Source organism: Exiguobacterium sp. JMULE1 (genome assembly GCF_013337175.1).
Lineage (GTDB): Bacteria > Bacillota > Bacilli > Exiguobacteriales > Exiguobacteriaceae > Exiguobacterium_A > Exiguobacterium_A indicum.
In genome coordinates this window covers 2,967,124-2,984,011 of sequence record NZ_SGWC01000002.1, presented here as the reverse complement: position 1 = coordinate 2,984,011, position 16,888 = coordinate 2,967,124, and the positions used below count along the sequence as shown (strand labels likewise).

The 16,888-nt window shown below is 44.6% G+C and carries 15 protein-coding genes; 8 read left to right on the top strand and 7 right to left on the bottom strand.

Annotated elements, in window-relative coordinates; translation table 11 throughout:
* Window positions 1–104: 104 nt before the first annotated feature.
* Window positions 105–1,103 (top strand): zinc-binding dehydrogenase, encoded by a 999-nt coding sequence (locus EXW93_RS15675; RefSeq protein WP_055969668.1) that lies wholly within the window; start codon window positions 105–107, stop codon window positions 1,101–1,103.
* Between the two features lie 84 nt (window positions 1,104–1,187).
* Here EXW93_RS15675 and EXW93_RS15670 read toward each other — a convergent pair whose 3' ends face one another.
* Window positions 1,188–2,372 (bottom strand): class I SAM-dependent rRNA methyltransferase, encoded by a 1,185-nt coding sequence (locus EXW93_RS15670; protein WP_055969665.1) that lies wholly within the window; start codon window positions 2,370–2,372, stop codon window positions 1,188–1,190.
* Window positions 2,373–2,555: 183 nt separating this feature from the next.
* Between EXW93_RS15670 and mutT the strand changes: the two genes are divergently transcribed.
* Window positions 2,556–2,960, top strand: a complete 405-nt coding sequence (mutT, locus tag EXW93_RS15665; protein ID WP_023469769.1) for an 8-oxo-dGTP diphosphatase MutT — start codon at window positions 2,556–2,558, stop codon at window positions 2,958–2,960.
* Here the strand turns inward: mutT and EXW93_RS15660 are convergent.
* The 5 genes from EXW93_RS15660 to EXW93_RS15640 form a co-directional block, all read right to left on the bottom strand.
* On the bottom strand, window positions 2,935–6,099 hold the full coding sequence (locus EXW93_RS15660; RefSeq protein ID WP_055969662.1) for a DEAD/DEAH box helicase: 3,165 nt from the start codon (window positions 6,097–6,099) through the stop codon (window positions 2,935–2,937). The two genes, mutT and EXW93_RS15660, sit on opposite strands and share 26 nt — an antisense overlap.
* 126 nt (window positions 6,100–6,225) lie before the next feature.
* The gene (locus tag EXW93_RS15655) at window positions 6,226–6,675 is read right to left on the bottom strand and encodes an OsmC family protein (RefSeq protein WP_023469767.1); all 450 of its coding nucleotides are present in this window, start codon (window positions 6,673–6,675) and stop codon (window positions 6,226–6,228) included.
* An 83-nt stretch (window positions 6,676–6,758) separates the two neighbouring features.
* A complete protein-coding gene (locus EXW93_RS15650; RefSeq protein WP_055969659.1) occupies window positions 6,759–7,691 on the bottom strand; it encodes an aldo/keto reductase in 933 nt (310 codons plus the stop codon).
* Between the two features lie 13 nt (window positions 7,692–7,704).
* Window positions 7,705–8,595, bottom strand: a complete 891-nt coding sequence (locus tag EXW93_RS15645) for an aldo/keto reductase (protein WP_055969656.1) — start codon at window positions 8,593–8,595, stop codon at window positions 7,705–7,707.
* A gap of 86 nt (window positions 8,596–8,681) precedes the next feature.
* Window positions 8,682–9,167: a cupin domain-containing protein gene (locus tag EXW93_RS15640; protein WP_055969643.1), complete on the bottom strand. Its 486-nt coding sequence runs from the start codon at window positions 9,165–9,167 to the stop codon at window positions 8,682–8,684.
* Between the two features lie 156 nt (window positions 9,168–9,323).
* Between EXW93_RS15640 and EXW93_RS15635 the strand changes: the two genes are divergently transcribed.
* From EXW93_RS15635 to EXW93_RS15625, 3 genes are all read left to right on the top strand, one after another.
* The gene (locus EXW93_RS15635) at window positions 9,324–9,605 is read left to right on the top strand and encodes a putative quinol monooxygenase (RefSeq protein ID WP_023469763.1); all 282 of its coding nucleotides are present in this window, start codon (window positions 9,324–9,326) and stop codon (window positions 9,603–9,605) included.
* Window positions 9,606–9,824: 219 nt separating this feature from the next.
* Window positions 9,825–11,228 carry a YfcC family protein gene (locus tag EXW93_RS15630; protein WP_055969638.1) on the top strand — a complete coding sequence of 468 codons (1,404 nt, stop codon included), beginning with the start codon at window positions 9,825–9,827 and terminating at the stop codon, window positions 11,226–11,228.
* A 99-nt stretch (window positions 11,229–11,327) separates the two neighbouring features.
* Entirely contained in the window at window positions 11,328–12,149 is an 822-nt protein-coding gene (locus EXW93_RS15625; RefSeq protein WP_035395554.1) for a DUF1028 domain-containing protein, read from the top strand.
* A gap of 40 nt (window positions 12,150–12,189) precedes the next feature.
* Here the strand turns inward: EXW93_RS15625 and EXW93_RS15620 are convergent, their stop codons facing one another.
* A complete protein-coding gene (locus EXW93_RS15620) occupies window positions 12,190–13,827 on the bottom strand; it encodes a glycosyl hydrolase family 28-related protein (RefSeq protein WP_055969635.1) in 1,638 nt (545 codons plus the stop codon).
* Between the two features lie 141 nt (window positions 13,828–13,968).
* Here EXW93_RS15620 and EXW93_RS15615 point away from each other — a divergent pair, with 141 nt between their 5' ends.
* The 3 genes from EXW93_RS15615 (at window position 13,969) to EXW93_RS15605 (ending at window position 16,783) form a co-directional block, all read left to right on the top strand.
* Window positions 13,969–14,736: a hypothetical protein gene (locus EXW93_RS15615; protein WP_174316709.1), complete on the top strand. Its 768-nt coding sequence runs from the start codon at window positions 13,969–13,971 to the stop codon at window positions 14,734–14,736.
* Between the two features lie 128 nt (window positions 14,737–14,864).
* Complete coding sequence (locus tag EXW93_RS15610) at window positions 14,865–15,848, top strand: YhdH/YhfP family quinone oxidoreductase (RefSeq protein WP_174316708.1); 984 nt, start codon at window positions 14,865–14,867, stop codon at window positions 15,846–15,848.
* Between the two features lie 68 nt (window positions 15,849–15,916).
* Window positions 15,917–16,783 carry an SH3 domain-containing protein gene (locus EXW93_RS15605; protein WP_035395562.1) on the top strand — a complete coding sequence of 289 codons (867 nt, stop codon included), beginning with the start codon at window positions 15,917–15,919 and terminating at the stop codon, window positions 16,781–16,783.
* The last annotated feature ends 105 nt before the right edge of the window (window positions 16,784–16,888 follow it).

Here is a 16,888-nt window from a genome sequence, read left to right as displayed (position 1 = left end):
AAACGTCCCTTCTCGTCATAAGATACCTTCATCATAGCATGAAGACCTAATGTGAGAGAATTCTGAATCATGATAGACTAATAATGAAAAAGGGGGAATTCTTCATGAGAGCATTCGTAGTCGATCAGTACGGAAAAGACGCATCACTTATAGAAAAAGACGTCACACCTGAAAAAGCGGGGAAGTACGAATTACGCATTCAAGTCGAGGGGTCGAGTATCAATCCACTTGATACGAAGATGTTCTTCGGACACGTGGCAGCAGCATCGACGACTGGAATTCTCCAGGGCGATGTAACGGGGAGAGTCATTGAAATCGGCGAGGGTGTGACGTCTTTTTCTATCGGCGATCGCATCGTCGCATTCGGTGGTGGGCTTGGAACACGTGCCGGTGCGCTAGCGGAGGAAATGCTTGTGCCCGAACAGATGGCAGTCTTACGACCAAAAGAGGTCTCAGCTGAGATTGCTGGTTGTTTACCGGTGATCGGGTTAACGGCGATGGAGATTTTAAAAGAACGGATCGTAATTACACCAGGAATTCGTGTGTATGTAGCAGGTGGAACGGGCGGAGTGGGACACCTGACTGTTCAACTTGCGCGTCATTATGGGTGCGACGTCACAGCGAGCGCCTCTTCGGACGAGAAGGCAGCTTGGTTAGAAGCGAGAGGGATTCGCGTTCATCGGTATAAGGAAGAATCAGCTGAAGCATTGCTCAAACGACTGGATTTTGACGGATTCGATGTCATCATTGATACGGTGGGTGGCGATCATTTACAAGAATCGTTCATACTCGCTAAAGAACGCGGACGCATCATTTCGATCGCGACACGGACGACACAAGATTTAACGATGATGCATAGTAAAGCCTTATCACTTGAAGCTGTGTTCGTCGCACTTCCTTTGCTAAAAGGAAAAGTAGATGAGATGAAGCGACAGCAACATCACTTAGCAGAACTTATTCATTTAGTAAAAGAAGGCACAATCGAGATTCGGATCGAAGAGCAGATTCCTTATGAGCGCGATGTGTTAAATGATCTCTACCAACGATTTGATCAAGCATCACATTTTGGTAAAGTGAGTGTGCGTCCAAGTCTTAAAAAATGATTCTTCATTTATTTTACATTTCCTGTTAAAAACATAAAAAATCCGCTACTGAAATTTTCGGTAGCGGATTTTTTAGATAACAGATCATTTACGGCGAACAAGAATACTTTTTTGAGCGAGTTGCGGCATAGAAGGAGGAGTCGGGAAATCTTTCTGCTCCGGTTGCTCCCATACGACTTCAAATTTTTGACGCAATTTGTTGAAGGCCTGCTCGATAGCTTTTTTCAATTGTGACGCATCAAGAGCAGGACTATCTGTCGTAATCGCAAGCAATCCTCCGCGATTCGTCAGATGAATGACTTTTTGGATCCAAGGAGAAAGATCCTGTTCCGTTCGAAACTGACGCGTCCGTGTATTCACTTGTACGGGCGGATGGAACAAGACAACGTCAAAACGAGTCTTTTTATCTGCTTGTTCGATGTAGTCGAACGCATCCTGAACTACAATCTTTTGTTTTTCAGGAGTAAAACTGTTCAACACAAGATTATCTGTTGTTTTATTTCGACTACGTGTCGAGAAATCAACGCTTGTTGTTCGGGCGGCTTCACCATAAAGGGCAGTTACCGTCAGCGTTCCTGTATCAGAAAAGAGGTTAAGTACGTTCTTTTCTTTAACTGAATCCATCAGAACTTTACGAAGTTCGCGTTGCGCGATATCGAAGCCAGTCCGCATGCCAGCGTCAAGGTCGTATGCATACCGTGCACCATGTTCCTGCAGCATTTCTGGAAAATCACCGCGTTCACCCATTAAAAAATCGTCGCCTTTGACGGGTTGAAGATCGATAAGAAAATCTCGTTTTTCATAAATGCTCTTATAGTGAACGAGCGATTCAAGCGCCTCGAGAATCATCGGGCGAAAAGTATAGATGCCTTCATTTTCGAAGAGGATGAGGTAATGATGGTCATAACAATCAATCGTCAGTCCACCAATACCATCACCTGCACCATTAAAAATACGGAAAGCTTCGGACTCTTCTTCAAAAAAGTCGTTTCTTTTGTCTAGAGCTTGTTCGAAAAGGCGTTTGAAGAAAGCAACATCGATCGTGTCTTGTTCATCCATCGAGAGTGTCCAACCGACACCCTTTTCTTGCTTGCCAAAATAGCCAGTTGCAAGGTATTCTTTATGTTCTGTCATCAGATGAAGCAGTCCACCTGCTTCTTTAATATGTTGCAAGGATTCAAACATTTCTTTACGTAACGCGGGATAACCGCTTCGAATCAATTCAATCCATTCGGATTTGACGACGATCGGATAGAGTTCACGGGGCATCTAATTTCCTCATTTCTACTTGTGGATAAGTGTGATTAGTATATCATAAACAGAGTTATCCACATGTGGATAACTTGATATAAATAAAACCGTTAATCCTTATGTAAGTAAAAGGACTAACGGTTTTTGTTATGATAAGCAAAGAACTGAAAAATCTACAGTGATTTGGAGTGAAACATAAAAATGAAAAAACATATTCAAGTCGTAGGGGCTGTCATTCGCAATGATCATAATGAAATATTGTGTGCACTTCGTAGTAGCCAAATGTCATTGCCCAACTTATGGGAGTTTCCTGGGGGGAAAATTGAGCTACATGAAACGCCTTCACAGTCTTTAGTTCGCGAGATCAATGAAGAATTAAAATGTAACATTAAGGTCAAACAACCAATCGAAAAAACGACGTACGAGTACGATGCTATTATTGTTACACTGCATACGTTTGAAGCTGAAATCGTAACAGGAGAACCGATTGCCGTAGAACATGCAGAGCTTCGCTGGGTATCTGTTTCAGACCTTGATCAGCTTGAATGGGCTCCTGCTGATATTCCTGCAGTTGAGTACATTAAGAAAGAGTTTGCCACTCCTTAAACAGTTCAATTGATAGTGGAGAATGAAGTGACCAAGTCACACTAATCGGTTTAGAACCTGTACTTTGAAGATGCTTTAACTGGCCAAAGTATGTGAACGGTAGCGCTCTTCCTTGTTCTTTATCTGCTTTGCGCATGAACAAATGAATACGAATTCCTTCGCTCTCATGGTTTTGATATAAAGTACCCGCTTTACCTGTAGCGGTTGCATTGCTTTGAGACTGCCAGTGGAAACGATATTGATCTAAGAAATAATCGTTATATTTTAGTTGCTCATCAATGGCTTCATCTTTGTGTAAATTCACGAATAAAATGTAGTCGTCACCAGCTTGAGCTACGCCTTCACGCCAAGAACCTTCCTGACTTGGTGAACATAGGAGACGTTGGATAACAGAACGATTGTATGTTTGATGTAATAGAAACGCCTGATCTTCGATCAACCAATTAATTCGATCTGGTAGTTGGTGAAATGCAAGTAGACCTGCTTGGATAAAATGCATCATATATGAACGTAATTCAGTTAATTGTTGAAGTGCTTGAACGACTGTATTTGAAAAGCGATAGCGTTCTTCTGATACAGCATCTAGCAATTGAATACGATCATTTTTAAACGCAGTAGACCAGCGTTTAAAAAGATGATGAATAATTGGTCGCTTTGAAAAAGAGTGATTCGGTGATAAGGCGAATTCTTTGAAAACTTCTTGTTCAATATCTTGTACTGAAGCAGAGGGGTGATGCAGTAAATGTTTTAAAATTAGTAAGCTGAAGGGCTCACGAATTGGAAATAGTCCTTCGAGCTGTTCAACAATTTTGCGTGTAGTGTCATCGAGCAATAAACGTAGTTCTTCATCGGTAGCATGTTTTTCAAGTTGTTTAAGACGTAATGTACTTCTCCATTGCTGAACAATACTTTCAACAGCTGGCGCCTCTTTATGTGTAACTAAATCATTTAAACTCGGAGGATTTCCGATCATGCGTGTCAGCCTTTGATAACTTTCACGGAGCTGTTTGCTAGCTGAAAACTCTATTTTTTTCATTTGTTCAATAATAAATCTTTCTGTAATTGAATCTAGAATGGCTAAAGAACCTTCCGGTAAAATCGGAAAATGCTGTTTTACAGCAGTAGCAATTTTATAACGATCAATAGAATGAAACGATTGTTGACCAGACAACACAAGCGGTGCAACAAAAGCCTTTTGACTATTTCCGATAAAATCTAAAATCGTAACAAATTCTTTTGAGCTATGTTTACGTAAGCCTCTCCCCAATTGTTGAATAAAAATTGTAGGAGACTCCGTTGGACGTAAAAATAGCATTAGATTGACTTTTGGAATATCGACTCCTTCGTTAAACAAGTCAACTGTAAAAATATATTGCAGTGGATCTTGATCGTCCTCTAGTCGGCGAATGGCCTCTTCGCGTTCATCTTCGGACTGTTTACTTGTAACGGCCATTGCTTCAATCTGATGTCGTTTAAATTCTTGCTCCATAAACTCTGCATGATTGATATTGACGCAGAATCCTAATCCAACAGCCTGATTACCACTAAACCCAAATTTACGAATCATTTCAACAATATAATCTGTTCGTGTTGATCGTTCGAGTGCAACAACAAGATCTTGTTCTACATAAAAGCCGTTTTGCTGAGGAATAAGAGAATAATCAATCGATTCATCATCTTGAATCCCAAAATAATGGAATGGTGAAAGTAAATCTTGTGCTAAGGCATCATACAGACGAACTTCGTAAGCGACATTATAGTCAACAAGCTGGAAGATATTTTGACCATCCATTCGTTCTGGTGTTGCCGTTACGCCAAGCAAAAATTGAGGTGTAAAATAGTTAAGAATGTTTTGGTAAGAAGCAGATGAAGCGTGATGGAATTCATCAATGATGATGTAGTCAAACGTATCCTGTAAAAATTGATTAAGATGAACCTCTTTTGAAAGTGTTTGAACGGTAGCGAAGGTAAATTGTGCATCTTGAATTTGTTGTGATCCTGAATATCTACCAAATGTATAACTTTCATTTGAAAAAACTTGCCTAAATGTATGCTCAGCTTGTGATAGTAGCTTTCCACGATGTGCAACAAATAATACTTTTTTAGCGTGAGCTTGACGGACATCAAATGCTGCTAAATACGTTTTCCCTGTTCCTGTTGCCGCAATGACCATTGCTTTTGTTTCTTTTCGCTCGCGCAAACGATTCAGTTCTTCTAAAGCTGGAATCTGCATGAGGTTTGGTTCAATAACGGTGTAATCGACAGCGGGTTCGGCAACTGTATCGCGGATAGAAAATGATCTTATAGGTGGTGTTTCTTGTTGGTACTGTTCGTATTGAACTAATAATTCTTCTGTACATATAGTCGCTTCGTGGCTGTTCCAAAGCTGTTCAAATAAGTTTTTCGCTTGAGTGACTAATGTTGTGACGGGTGTAGAAGGTATACGAATATTCCATTCCATGCCGTTCGTTAAAGCTGATTTTGATAAATTAGAAGATCCAACAATAGCACTATCCAACTGATCAGGACGAGAAAATAAATAGGCTTTCGGATGAAACGCATGATTTTTTTTAATCGGTTCATAAATTTTTACTTCGATATTGCTGAATTCCATCAACTGTCGGATAGCCTTCGCTTCTGTAATATTCATATAGAATGAAGTCAATATACGAATTGGTTTGTTTTGAGCTTCTGCTTCTTTTAAGGCTGGGACAAGCGTCTGAATTCCAGAATGTCGTGTAAAACTCACCATCCAATCAGCAGCAGATGCTGTCCATAATTCTTGATTGATGTGATGCAATAACTGTTCTTGTTCAAGTTGGCCAGGAGCAATGAGTTCCCAAGCACGCAAAGAATTTTTATATTGTGTAGGTAAAGCATGAGTTGTGCTAGTAGTGAGTTCACGATGAAGCGGCGAGTCGATCGGAGGTTGATTTAAATGCAGGAGCCATTCATTGACCGTTTCAACCATTTGATCAGGTTTATCTTGTTTTTGTAAATGGTCTAAAGATTGATATAGTACTTGATTAAGGTGCGTAAGTAATTCTGTTGTGTAGTCATGTGCTGGTACAGAGACACTTGTTGTATCGGATTGTGAGTTAGCTTCAGTTGAAGAACGTAGTGTTTCATAATAAGACATGGTTATCCTCCGAATGATATTAAATGGTATTTATAATAAGTAAATCATCAATAATATACCAATAAATAGCTAAATAAAGTAAAAAATCATCATTTAACTAAAAAGTTAAACGATGATTTTAGTTTGTTAATTTGAGACTCGCTCCACAACAGCCTCAAGCGATACTTTAACATTACCAGCCAGTGCCCGCGTAATCATACACGAACTTTCCGCTTTTTCAGCAAGACGTTGCGCCTTCTCCAGATCACGATCCGACAGATCGGATGGCAATAAGAGTTTCGGACGATGAATGATCGCGTCGTATGTGAAGACACCGTTCGTGACATCGACGATGCCTTCAGATTCCATCGTTAACGAGACTTTTGGAATGTGACTACGCTCAAGCATCGCGGCAAGCGTGATGATATAGCACGTAGCAGCAGCCCCAAGTAACATCTCATCTGGATTCGTACCAACCCCTGGACCATCCATGGCGTCCGGAATTGAGATTTTTGTTTTTAGTTCACCCGTCTCGATTTGACCGACATCATTGCGATTGCCCGGCCAGTCTGCGGTTAAATGAAAATGGTGTTTCATGATCAATCGCCTCCATGCCTCCATCATACGAAGTTCAGCATGATTTTTCGCCTATTCTGCTCATGTACATACGAAGAGAACAATCAGCTAAAAATCTGGTCGATTTTTTCGATATCCTCTTGTGACAACTGAACATCTAACGTACGCAACGTATCCGTCACCTGATCCGGTCGTTTCGCACCAGGGATGATGGCATCGATGCCGTCTTGTGCCAAATACCACGCGAGTACGATGTGTGCGACTTCCGCATCATGTGCTTCTGCGATCGGACGTAGTTGATCGACTTTTGCGAGGTTTTCCTCGAAGACATCTTTTTGGAACAAAGGATCGTTTTTTCGTAAATCATCAAACGTCGTCTCTTTCGTATATTTCCCTGCCAATAATCCAGCAGCGAGTGGGAAGTACGGGACGAACGACATGCCGTTCTCAACGATATACGGGAGTAACTCTTTTTCCGCATCTCGTTTGAATAGGTTGTATTCCCCTTGATAGACGTCGACATGTCCGTCTTTGTTCGCTTCCTTCAGTTGTTCGAGTGAGAAGTTCGAGACACCGATTGCACGAATCTTTCCTTCTTTCTTCAGTTCTGCGAGTGCTGCGACGGCTTCATCCTTTGGTGTCGATTCATCCGGAAAATGGATGTAATACAAATCGATATAGTCTGTCTGAAGACGTTTTAAACTCTCTTCGACCGATTGACGGAGAAAGTCTGGTGAATTGTTCATGACGACGTTTCCGTCAACGAACTGATGCGCACCTTTCGTCGCGAGAACGACATCTTCTCGAGCGACTGTGTCGTTCCAGACCTCACCGACGAGTTCCTCCGAACGTTCTGGTCCGTAGATGAAGGCTGTGTCGAGGAAATTGATGCCTTGCTTCAAAGCGACACGAACGAGATCGCGTCCGGTTTGCTCATCGAGATTCGGATACAAGTTGTGTCCACCGACAGCATTCGTACCGAGACCGATGGGGTGAACGAATAGGTTAGATTGACCAAGTTGAACATGTTTTGTCATGAAAATGACCTCCTTAAACGATATCGAGTGGTTCTTTTTTTGTTGGTGCTGGGAACGCTTGATCAAGTGCAGCGAGCTCTTCCTTTGTTAAATTCAGGAGCGCGGCGCGACCGTTGGCTTCGACATGATGTGCTTGTCCGGCTTTAGGAATCGCGATGACGTCGCCTTCACGCATCGCCCATGCGAGTAGAATCTGTGCCGGTTCAACACCATGTGTCTCAGCGAGTTCCTCGACGGTCGGATGATTCAGAAGTTGATCACGTAATGAACCACCTTCTGCTAGTGGGCAATACGCCATCACTGGAATTCCATGCTCACGTAGTAACGGTAATAGTTCATACTCGATTCCCCGTGATCCAAGGTGATAGAGTACCTGATTGACAGCGCATTGATCACCACCTGGCAGTGCCAACAGTTCTTTCATGTCTGATACGTCAAAATTCGATACACCCCAACGGCGAATCTTGCCTTCTTGTTTTAAAGCTTCCAGCCCTTCGACCGTTTCTTTGAGTGGAATATCACCACGCCAGTGAAGGAGGTACAAATCAAGGTAATCGGTGCCGAGGCGTTCAAGTGTGTTGGAACAAGCCTGCTTCAATGCTTCTCCGCCAGCGTGATGCGGATAGACTTTCGAGACAAGAAAAACTTCCTCGCGTCGATCTGCAATCGCGTCGCGAATCAATTCTTCAGAAGCACCTTCCCCGTACATCTCTGCCGTATCGATGAGTTCCATTCCACTATCGAGACCGACACGGAGTGCTTCGATTTCTGCTTCGTGCTTTTCCGACTCTTCTCCCATTCGCCATGTGCCTTGTCCGAGTGCCCGAACATGCGTCTGATCGGGAAACGTCACCGTTTTTTGCTTTAATGCAGCAAGTATCAACGTCTTTTCTGTTGCGTTCATCGTTCTTCCTCCTTTAGTAGAGAGACAATAGTAGGGTTTACCACGCGAACTCCGAACAAAAACGTCTTCTTCAAGAGAAGGAGACGTCACCAATGCTCAAACAAAGGACCGTGATCACCGAATACAGGATCTTGAGTTGGGCGCATCACCTGACGAATACGTTGAAGATTTTCCGGGCGTTCACTTGTTTGACCTGTCAGCGTATCGTAGTCTTGACCATCCGGATAGGCACCGATCACTCGAAAGTGTCGACTTGTATCAAGTGCTTTATGTCCCGTACCTGCAGGAAGTAAAAGAATATCTCCGCTCGTCAAAGTGAAGGTCTTACCGAGCGGACCACCCAGCTGAACGGTTGCATGCCCTTCGAGAATCCCGATCACTTCATGGGCGATACTATGATAATGATGAAAGTCAAAAATGCCATCCACCCAGCTATTACGCCAGTCATGTGCATGGAAGGTCTGTTCGATATGTGATGGCTCTGTAAATGCGTGCCGATAAATCAACACGGGGAATGTCGGGTTGTTCGGAATGTGCCCGTCATCCTCAAAATAAAATACCTCAACGCGCATCTTCGTTGCTCCTTTCTCTGGTGTGGCACAAAGTAATAATTACATCTTTAATTACCCGTAATTAAATATCATCAATCGTCCGAGCATCTTTATGGCGTAACGAATTCGTAGGTGCTAAGATGCTTAAGTTAATGAAATTACAAAGGAGGCTTTCCGATGATCGCCATCGAAGCAAAATTAGAAGTACAACCCGCAAAACGAGAAGAATTTTTAGCAGCAACTAAAACACTAGTGGCAGGATCACGTGCTGAAGCAGGAAACATCAGCTATGACTTGTTCCAAAGCACAGAAGACGAAAATGTCTTCATGATGATTGAAAAATGGGAAGACCAAGCTGCAATCGAAGCACACAACACAAGTGCTCATTTCGGACAGTTCGTTGCGTTTGCACAAACGGCTCTCGCTAAACCATTAGACGTTCAATCGTTCCAAGCATAATCATAAGCGATTGACATGACACATAAGGAAGGTATTCTAGGTTCATGACCTAGCATATCTTCCTTTTTTGTTTCATGCGATATGATCGATTAAAGCCTCTATTTAAGTTAGAAGTATTCCACTTTTCTTTTACAATCGTATGACATTTCATTGAAACTGTTAGTTTTTCCCTGATTAGGGCATTATTCTTATAATGACACAAAAAAGGAGGCCTTTATCATGAATGAACGAACGAATGCACCAGAGTCGAAGCGATCATTCTTCAAGATGCCTCATACATATGCCATCATCATGGCGATTCTCATCATCTCAGTCATCTTGACGTATACACTTCCAGCAGGGCAATTCGACCGTGAAAAACAAGACGGACAAACCGTCGTCATCGATGGCACATATCGCGCGGTAGAGTCTGCACCTGTCAATCTCTTTGGTTTATTTGAAGCAATCCCGCAAGGCATGGAAGCGGGTGCTGCGATCATCTTCTATATCTTTCTTGTCGGTGGTGTCTTCGGCATCATTCGTCAAACCGGCGCCATTGAAGCAGGAATCAATCAATTGATTCGCCGATTCGGTCAAAAAGGGCACATCATGATTCCGATGACGATGTTCGTCTTTTCGATTGCCGGGGCGACGATCGGGATGGCAGAGGAAACGATCATCTTCGTGCCGATTGGGATCATGTTAGCGCGTGCCCTTGGATATGATGCGATGACAGGAGCCGCGATCGTCAGTCTAGGGGCGGCGGTTGGTTTTGCCGGCGGGATGTTGAATCCGTTTACGGTAGGTGTCGCTCAATCAATTGCGGAAGTACCGCTCTTTAGTGGTCTTGGGTACCGAACGGCTGTGTATATCGTATTTTTAGCAGTGACGATTCTTTATGTCATGAACTACGCACGGAAAGTCAAACATGATCCGGCGCGCAGTCTGGTTTATGATCTTGAACAACGTCGCTCGGAAGAAGCAGCGACAACGATTTCACGCTTTTCGAAACGTCATGCTTTCGTCTTACTGGTTTTAATCGGTGGAATTACGCTCAATGTAATCGGAATCTTTGAATGGGGATGGTATTTGACGGAATTAACCGCATCCTTCTTGATCATCGGGATGATTGCGGGAATCGTTACGCTTGGTGTAAACGGAACGTTCGAGAGTTTGATTGACGGTGCGAAAGCTGTGACGTTCGGCGCCTTGATTGTTGGGTTTGCTCGAGCAATCGTCGTCATTCTCGAAGAAGGACGTGTTATCGATACGGTCATTTACGGCTTATCGAATGCCGTAGGACATTTACCGACGTTCTTTGCTGTCATCGGGATGTACGCCGTGCAATTGATTACGAATTTCTTCATTCCATCCGGGAGTGGACAGGCGGCAACGACGATGCCCATCATGGCACCATTGTCCGATTTACTCGGGATCGAGCGTCAAGTAGCTGTTTTAGCATTCCAATACGGAGATGGATTGACGAATATGATTTTCCCGACGAGCGCGCATTTGATGGCATTTCTCGCAATCGCAGGCATTCCGTATGAAAAATGGCTTCGTTTTGTCTGGAAGCTTTTCGCGATTTGGATTGCCTTGGCATGTGCTGCCTTATTACTTGCCGTGACGCTTGGTATTCAATGAAGTCGACCTTTCGGACAGGTGTCCGGAAGGTTTTTCAGTTGCAGGAATCGGGAAGCGTTATCACGAACGGAATAGGTAATGACTAAAGGGGGAACTGAAGTGACATATTCAATCGTTGGGTATTGTGAAAAAGAACAAGCGTGGGGCGTTGCCGTTCAGTCGAAGTTTTTAGCGGTCGGGAGTGCTGTACCATTTGCAAAGGCGGGAGTGGGTGCGGTAGCAACACAATCGTTTGCAAACACGACGTATGGTCCTGAAGGATTGCGGATGATCGAACAAGGCGCTTCAGCGGACGAAGTACTACGTCGATTAACGGAAGCAGATGAAGGACGAGCGGATCGCCAGGTCGGTATCATCGATGCGAATGGCAAGAGTGCGACATTCACGGGTGAGGGATGTAACGACTGGGCAGGTGGGATTGCCGGTAAACACTTTGCAGCGCAAGGGAATATTCTTGTAGACGGCAATACGGTAAAAGAGATGGCACGTGTCTTTGAATCAACGCAAGGTCCGCTTGCAGAACGTTTGTTGCGTGCGTTAGCAGCTGGTCAAGCAGCAGGCGGGGACTCACGCGGAATGCAATCAGCGGCACTGCTCGTCGTCAAGGAGGGTGGCGGATACGGTGGATTCAACGACCGCTATATTGATTTACGCGTTGACGATCATCCGAGTCCGATTGAGGAGCTCGAACGTATCTATCAACTGCATACACTGTATCTGCAACCGAGTAAGCCGGAAGAAATCAAGCCGATCGATGATGTCTTAGAGTCAGAGTTGATGGATAAATTACTAGCGCTCGGCTACCGGGGTGATTTCGAAGACGCGTTTCGGACATATCTGCATACGGAAAACTTCGAGATGCGCGAACAAGCGGATCGTGCGATTGATACACGCGTTCTCGCGTATATTCGATCCCAATGAAAAATGACAGGGTGGACCGCGGTCCATCCTGTCATTTTGTTCATACTTGTGACGACTGGGCGCGAATTGGTATTTTGAATCCGGTCGCGATGAACCGTTCCATTTCCGGTTCCGATTTAGCGTTCAAGCCAACTGTTCCGTCTCCTTTTAATGCCACGTTCGTCAGCTTGACATGCGTGATGTCTGGACCGATCGTAATCCCGTGTTTGGCGGAATCCTCAATGCGGATATCACGAAGGCGCACGTCTTCAGCTCCATTTTCTCCACCAAAGATTTGGATGTCCGTTTTCGCTTGTCGGAATCCGCTCATCTTCAACTGACTGAGCGTGACGTTCCGTGCCTTATATTGAATCCCGATCATCGGTTGTTCTTGATAGTCATAATACGGATCACCGAGCACCGTAAAATCATGTATGACGACATTACGGTAAGCGGAAACGACGAGCGCACGCGGTTTTGAATTCGCATAGAGTTCCGTATATTTGGGGGTCTGAGCAATCAAACGCGTTGCGATGATATTATAAGCCGTCTGAGACGTCGGATCAGTCGCTTGATGGTGACCGATATGTCGGAAGTTAAAGGCGCGATGATCATCAATCGATAGGTGACCGACGATTTTGACGGTTGAGGCAGCAGAAGAGGTCGCATGTGCCTTGATTTCGAGTCCACCGAAACACCGACTTGTTGCGTTGTTGAACAACCAGACGTCGCGTGATCCATCATCGATCTCGATTCCATTTGAATTGGAGAAGCCTTCTGCATGGGCACGTCCACTTGGGTCATGCATGAAGCAGTTCGAGATGAAAAGATGGTCACTGTGGTGCGTCGTGATTCCGTCATCGCCGAATCCGGAACCGGTCAATCCGTCGAACCAGATGAATGAACTACTTAAGTTCGCGCGGGCGCCGTCCCCGTTGTAATTGTAATAGGGCGTCGAGATATCGAAACAGTGAAGCCCCGGGTTGACGGCCTCGACATCAAAGACCCAGGCATAGGTGACATGCGCATATGTGAGACAACTGGAGTGGTTGCCCCATGTGCTACTTTTTTTCGCGTCACCGATGCGTTTGATGTTCCAATCGAGCGTCATTTTCTCGACAAGAAGATGATGATTGCCGAGAAGATAATTTTGATTCGTCACGAGACGACGGCCTTTTGGTGCCTTATCGTGCATCTTTAAGATTGTCTTCCCTTTGCCTGCCCCCGTTAAGATCGTGTAACTAGGTAAGCGAATCCCCTGAACGACGTACGTACCGGCCGGGACATGGACTTGTCGATGTCCATCACCAAGCGCGTCGATAAACGCTTGTGTATCATCCGTCTGTCCATCACCGACTGCGCCAAAAGCAGTAACATCGACGGTTTCGACATCGCTGATCAAACGTTCGAACTCATGATTGAGACGACCGAACCAACTCGGTCGAACCTCATCGCTTGGTGTTACGAAAGCGGGTGTCAGCGGTAGAATATGTTTATCACGGTTCGTCAAAAATAATGGTGAAATCATCGAACGAAGCGTTCGACTGAGGTTAGGATTGCGTCGTGGTGCAATGAATGCACTATCGTGTAGCAGTTGCTCCGCTTGTCGAACTGCTTGTTCGTTGGTTGACGTTTCAACGTATTCCTGAATCAACGCCGCATTTTGATACGGATCATGCGTGTGATCGAGTTTTAACATGAAATGGTTCCCCTCTCTGAATAGGTCTGTCTACCTTTTCCCCTCTCCTTACACAATCATTCCTCGTTTCAAGACATCCATAAAAATACACAAAAATTTTTAATATGGATTATAATGGTATTTAAAAGAGGGGGTCTTCTGATGTCACTTCGAAAACGACTCGTAATTGGTATCGGACTGATTTTGCTAATCTTAGGAATCGGTAAGCCACTGACAGAAGCGGCTTTTCAAGCAATGAAGCCAAAAGCGGTTCAGACGTCTGGAATCGAAATGAATAGATCATGTAAACCGAACTGCAATAAAAATGGAAAATTGTTAAACATTCCTTTTCTTTCGTGGTTGCCGAAAAAGAAGATGAAAAATGATGAAGATTTGCGTGTTTGGGACACGAACGAAAAGCCAAAAAAACAGAAAGATCTTAAACCGAAAAAGAGTAAGGTGATCGTTGTAGGGGTTGAAAATGCTAAGAGAGGTACGAATGAAAAAGGAGGATCGTCCTCATCGATGTTACTGATGAGTCTGCTTGTTCTCCCTCTATTCATCATAAGCTATATCGTTTGGCGGAAACGTCGAAAGACCAAGAAGCACAGTGAAGAACTGATAAAAACTGACCTCCAAGTACAGCCTCCCCATAATGACTTTATTTTGACAGAGGAACAAATCAATCTACCAGATGCCTGGATTCGCAAACAGCTCATCCAGTTCAATCAGATCCTACCGGTCCGTTTACAGCGGCATGATACAGAGACGTTTCAGGAATGGTTCCTGCGTATCGGATTTCAACCTTCTCATCTCTTAATAAAAGCCTATCTCTTAGAACGATACACAGAAAAAGCTACTACGTTATCGGAGAGGGACAAGCAAACGATTCAGGGAGAATTTGGAGCATTTATGCATCAGTTTGATTGAAAACGCTCGAGACTTGCTGTTGTATACAATCTTCATGCCCTGTCGCTTCTTTGAGAAATGGCAGGGATTTTTAGTGTGTCGATGGGAACAACAGGGTATAGAGAAGCACAAGCGAAAGGAGAGAGATTATGGAACACACTTTTTCAGCATTCGTCGTTCGAGAAGTCGATGGATCGTATGAGGGGAACATCGAGATAAAGCACATCGATGATTTACCAGAAGGAGACGTCCTGATTCGTGTCACGCACTCATGCGTCAACTATAAGGATGCTTTATCGATGTCGGGTAATCGTGGGGTGACGAAATCCTATCCGCATACACCAGGCGTTGATGCAGCAGGATACATCGAACAAACGACAGATGAACGATTTCACATCGGTCAAGCTGTCGTCGTCAATGGCTTTGATTTCGGGATGAACACTTCGGGCGGATTTCAAGAATACATACGTGTACCAGTTGATTGGGTCACGCCACTTCCAGAATCCATTCATCCATTAGAAGCGATGCAATATGGAACGGCTGGATTGACGGCAGCGCAATCGGTTGATGAATTGTCGCGAGTTGTCTCGAAAGATGCAGGACCGATCCTCGTGACGGGAGCGACGGGTGGCGTTAGTACGGTTGCGATTGCTTTACTGATTCGCTTAGGGTACACGGTACATGCCGTGACCGGAAAACGAGTAGAACAAGAACGGTTGCTTGAAAAGGGAGTGGCTGAGGTACTAGATCGTGCTACGTTCCTAGAAGAAACCGATCGTCCTCTAAAAAAGGGGCTTTATGCCGGTGTCATTGATACGGTAGGGGGACCATTGCTCGCGTCCGTCATTCGCTTCGTACAATATGGTGGTGTCGTCACGACGTGTGGGAACGTCGGTGGGGCAGAAATGACGTTGACAGTTTATCCTTTCATCCTACGTGGCGTCCGCTTGATCGGAATCGATGCGGTGCAAACACCAATTACCTATCGCGAAGAGCTATGGCAACGTTTAGCGAGTGACTGGCAGGTCGATCTTGCGTCAGAAGTCGACGTCAAAACACTAAACGACTTACCTGAAGTCGCAGAAGCCTTGCTGACTTCACGTCATCGTGGTCGAACTGTCATCGAAATTTAAATATTTCGAGTAAACATTGGTGGTATAGTGGGGAAAAACTGTGTCGACTTTTTCAGGAGGAACCATACATGAGTGAACACCAACAAGAACAAGAACGACAGTCGCGTCGAGAAAGACGGAAACAAAAACGAAATCGTCGAGGGATTGCCTTTGGTGGTATTCTCGCGACGGTATTCATCGTCGGTGGTTGGTTATATATGTTGACGAACAACGACGCCTCTCAAGCAACATCGACGCTCGAGAAGCCGAAAACGACCGATCAAGCAACGAAAAACGATGAGTCGAAGAAAGAAACAGCAGCGTCGAAAGATAAAAAAGAAGCGAAAAAAGAAAAGAAAAAATCAAAGAAAAAAGCAGCAGAGTATGCGCAAGCGGCTTGGGTGACACGTCCGTTCGCGAATGTCTATAGCGATGCGAGTCGTAGTAGTGTCATCTACAAAGCAGATTTAGGTGATGTCTATGAGGTGTTAGATGCGAAGGACGGCATGGTTCATCTCAAACTCAATGACAGTATCGAAGGGTACTTACCGGAAAGTGAAGTTCGTTTAGAAGCACCAAAAGGGACATCAGACAAAGCCGTTCTTGCGGCGCTCTCACAAGCAGTCGCCAACCAACCGATCGACAAGCCGGAGCAGTATCTCGGAAAACCGATCGCTGAATTCGAAAAGAAGTACGGTGCCGTCGGTAATACACAAAAGGATGCCGTCAATACGTACTACTTCTCGAATGCTGGATATCTGCTTGTTGTCTCGGACGGAATCATTGAAGCAATCGACTGGACGAATGCGTCGACTGGTGGATTATCGACACTGGGTGAACCCGTCGTCGATACGAGCTATGGTACATGGTACGAGGGAGAATCCTTACAACTAAAAGTGTTCCCGGACAACGGCAAGATGCGTCTACGTCTTGCGCGTGATCCTGGACAAGAATGAATGAACGGCGGATTCGCTTCAAGCGAATCCGTCTTTTTTGCGCAAAAAACCTCCCGAGTCCGACACTCGGGAGGAAATATGAAAATCCTTTGGGAGGAGATTTTC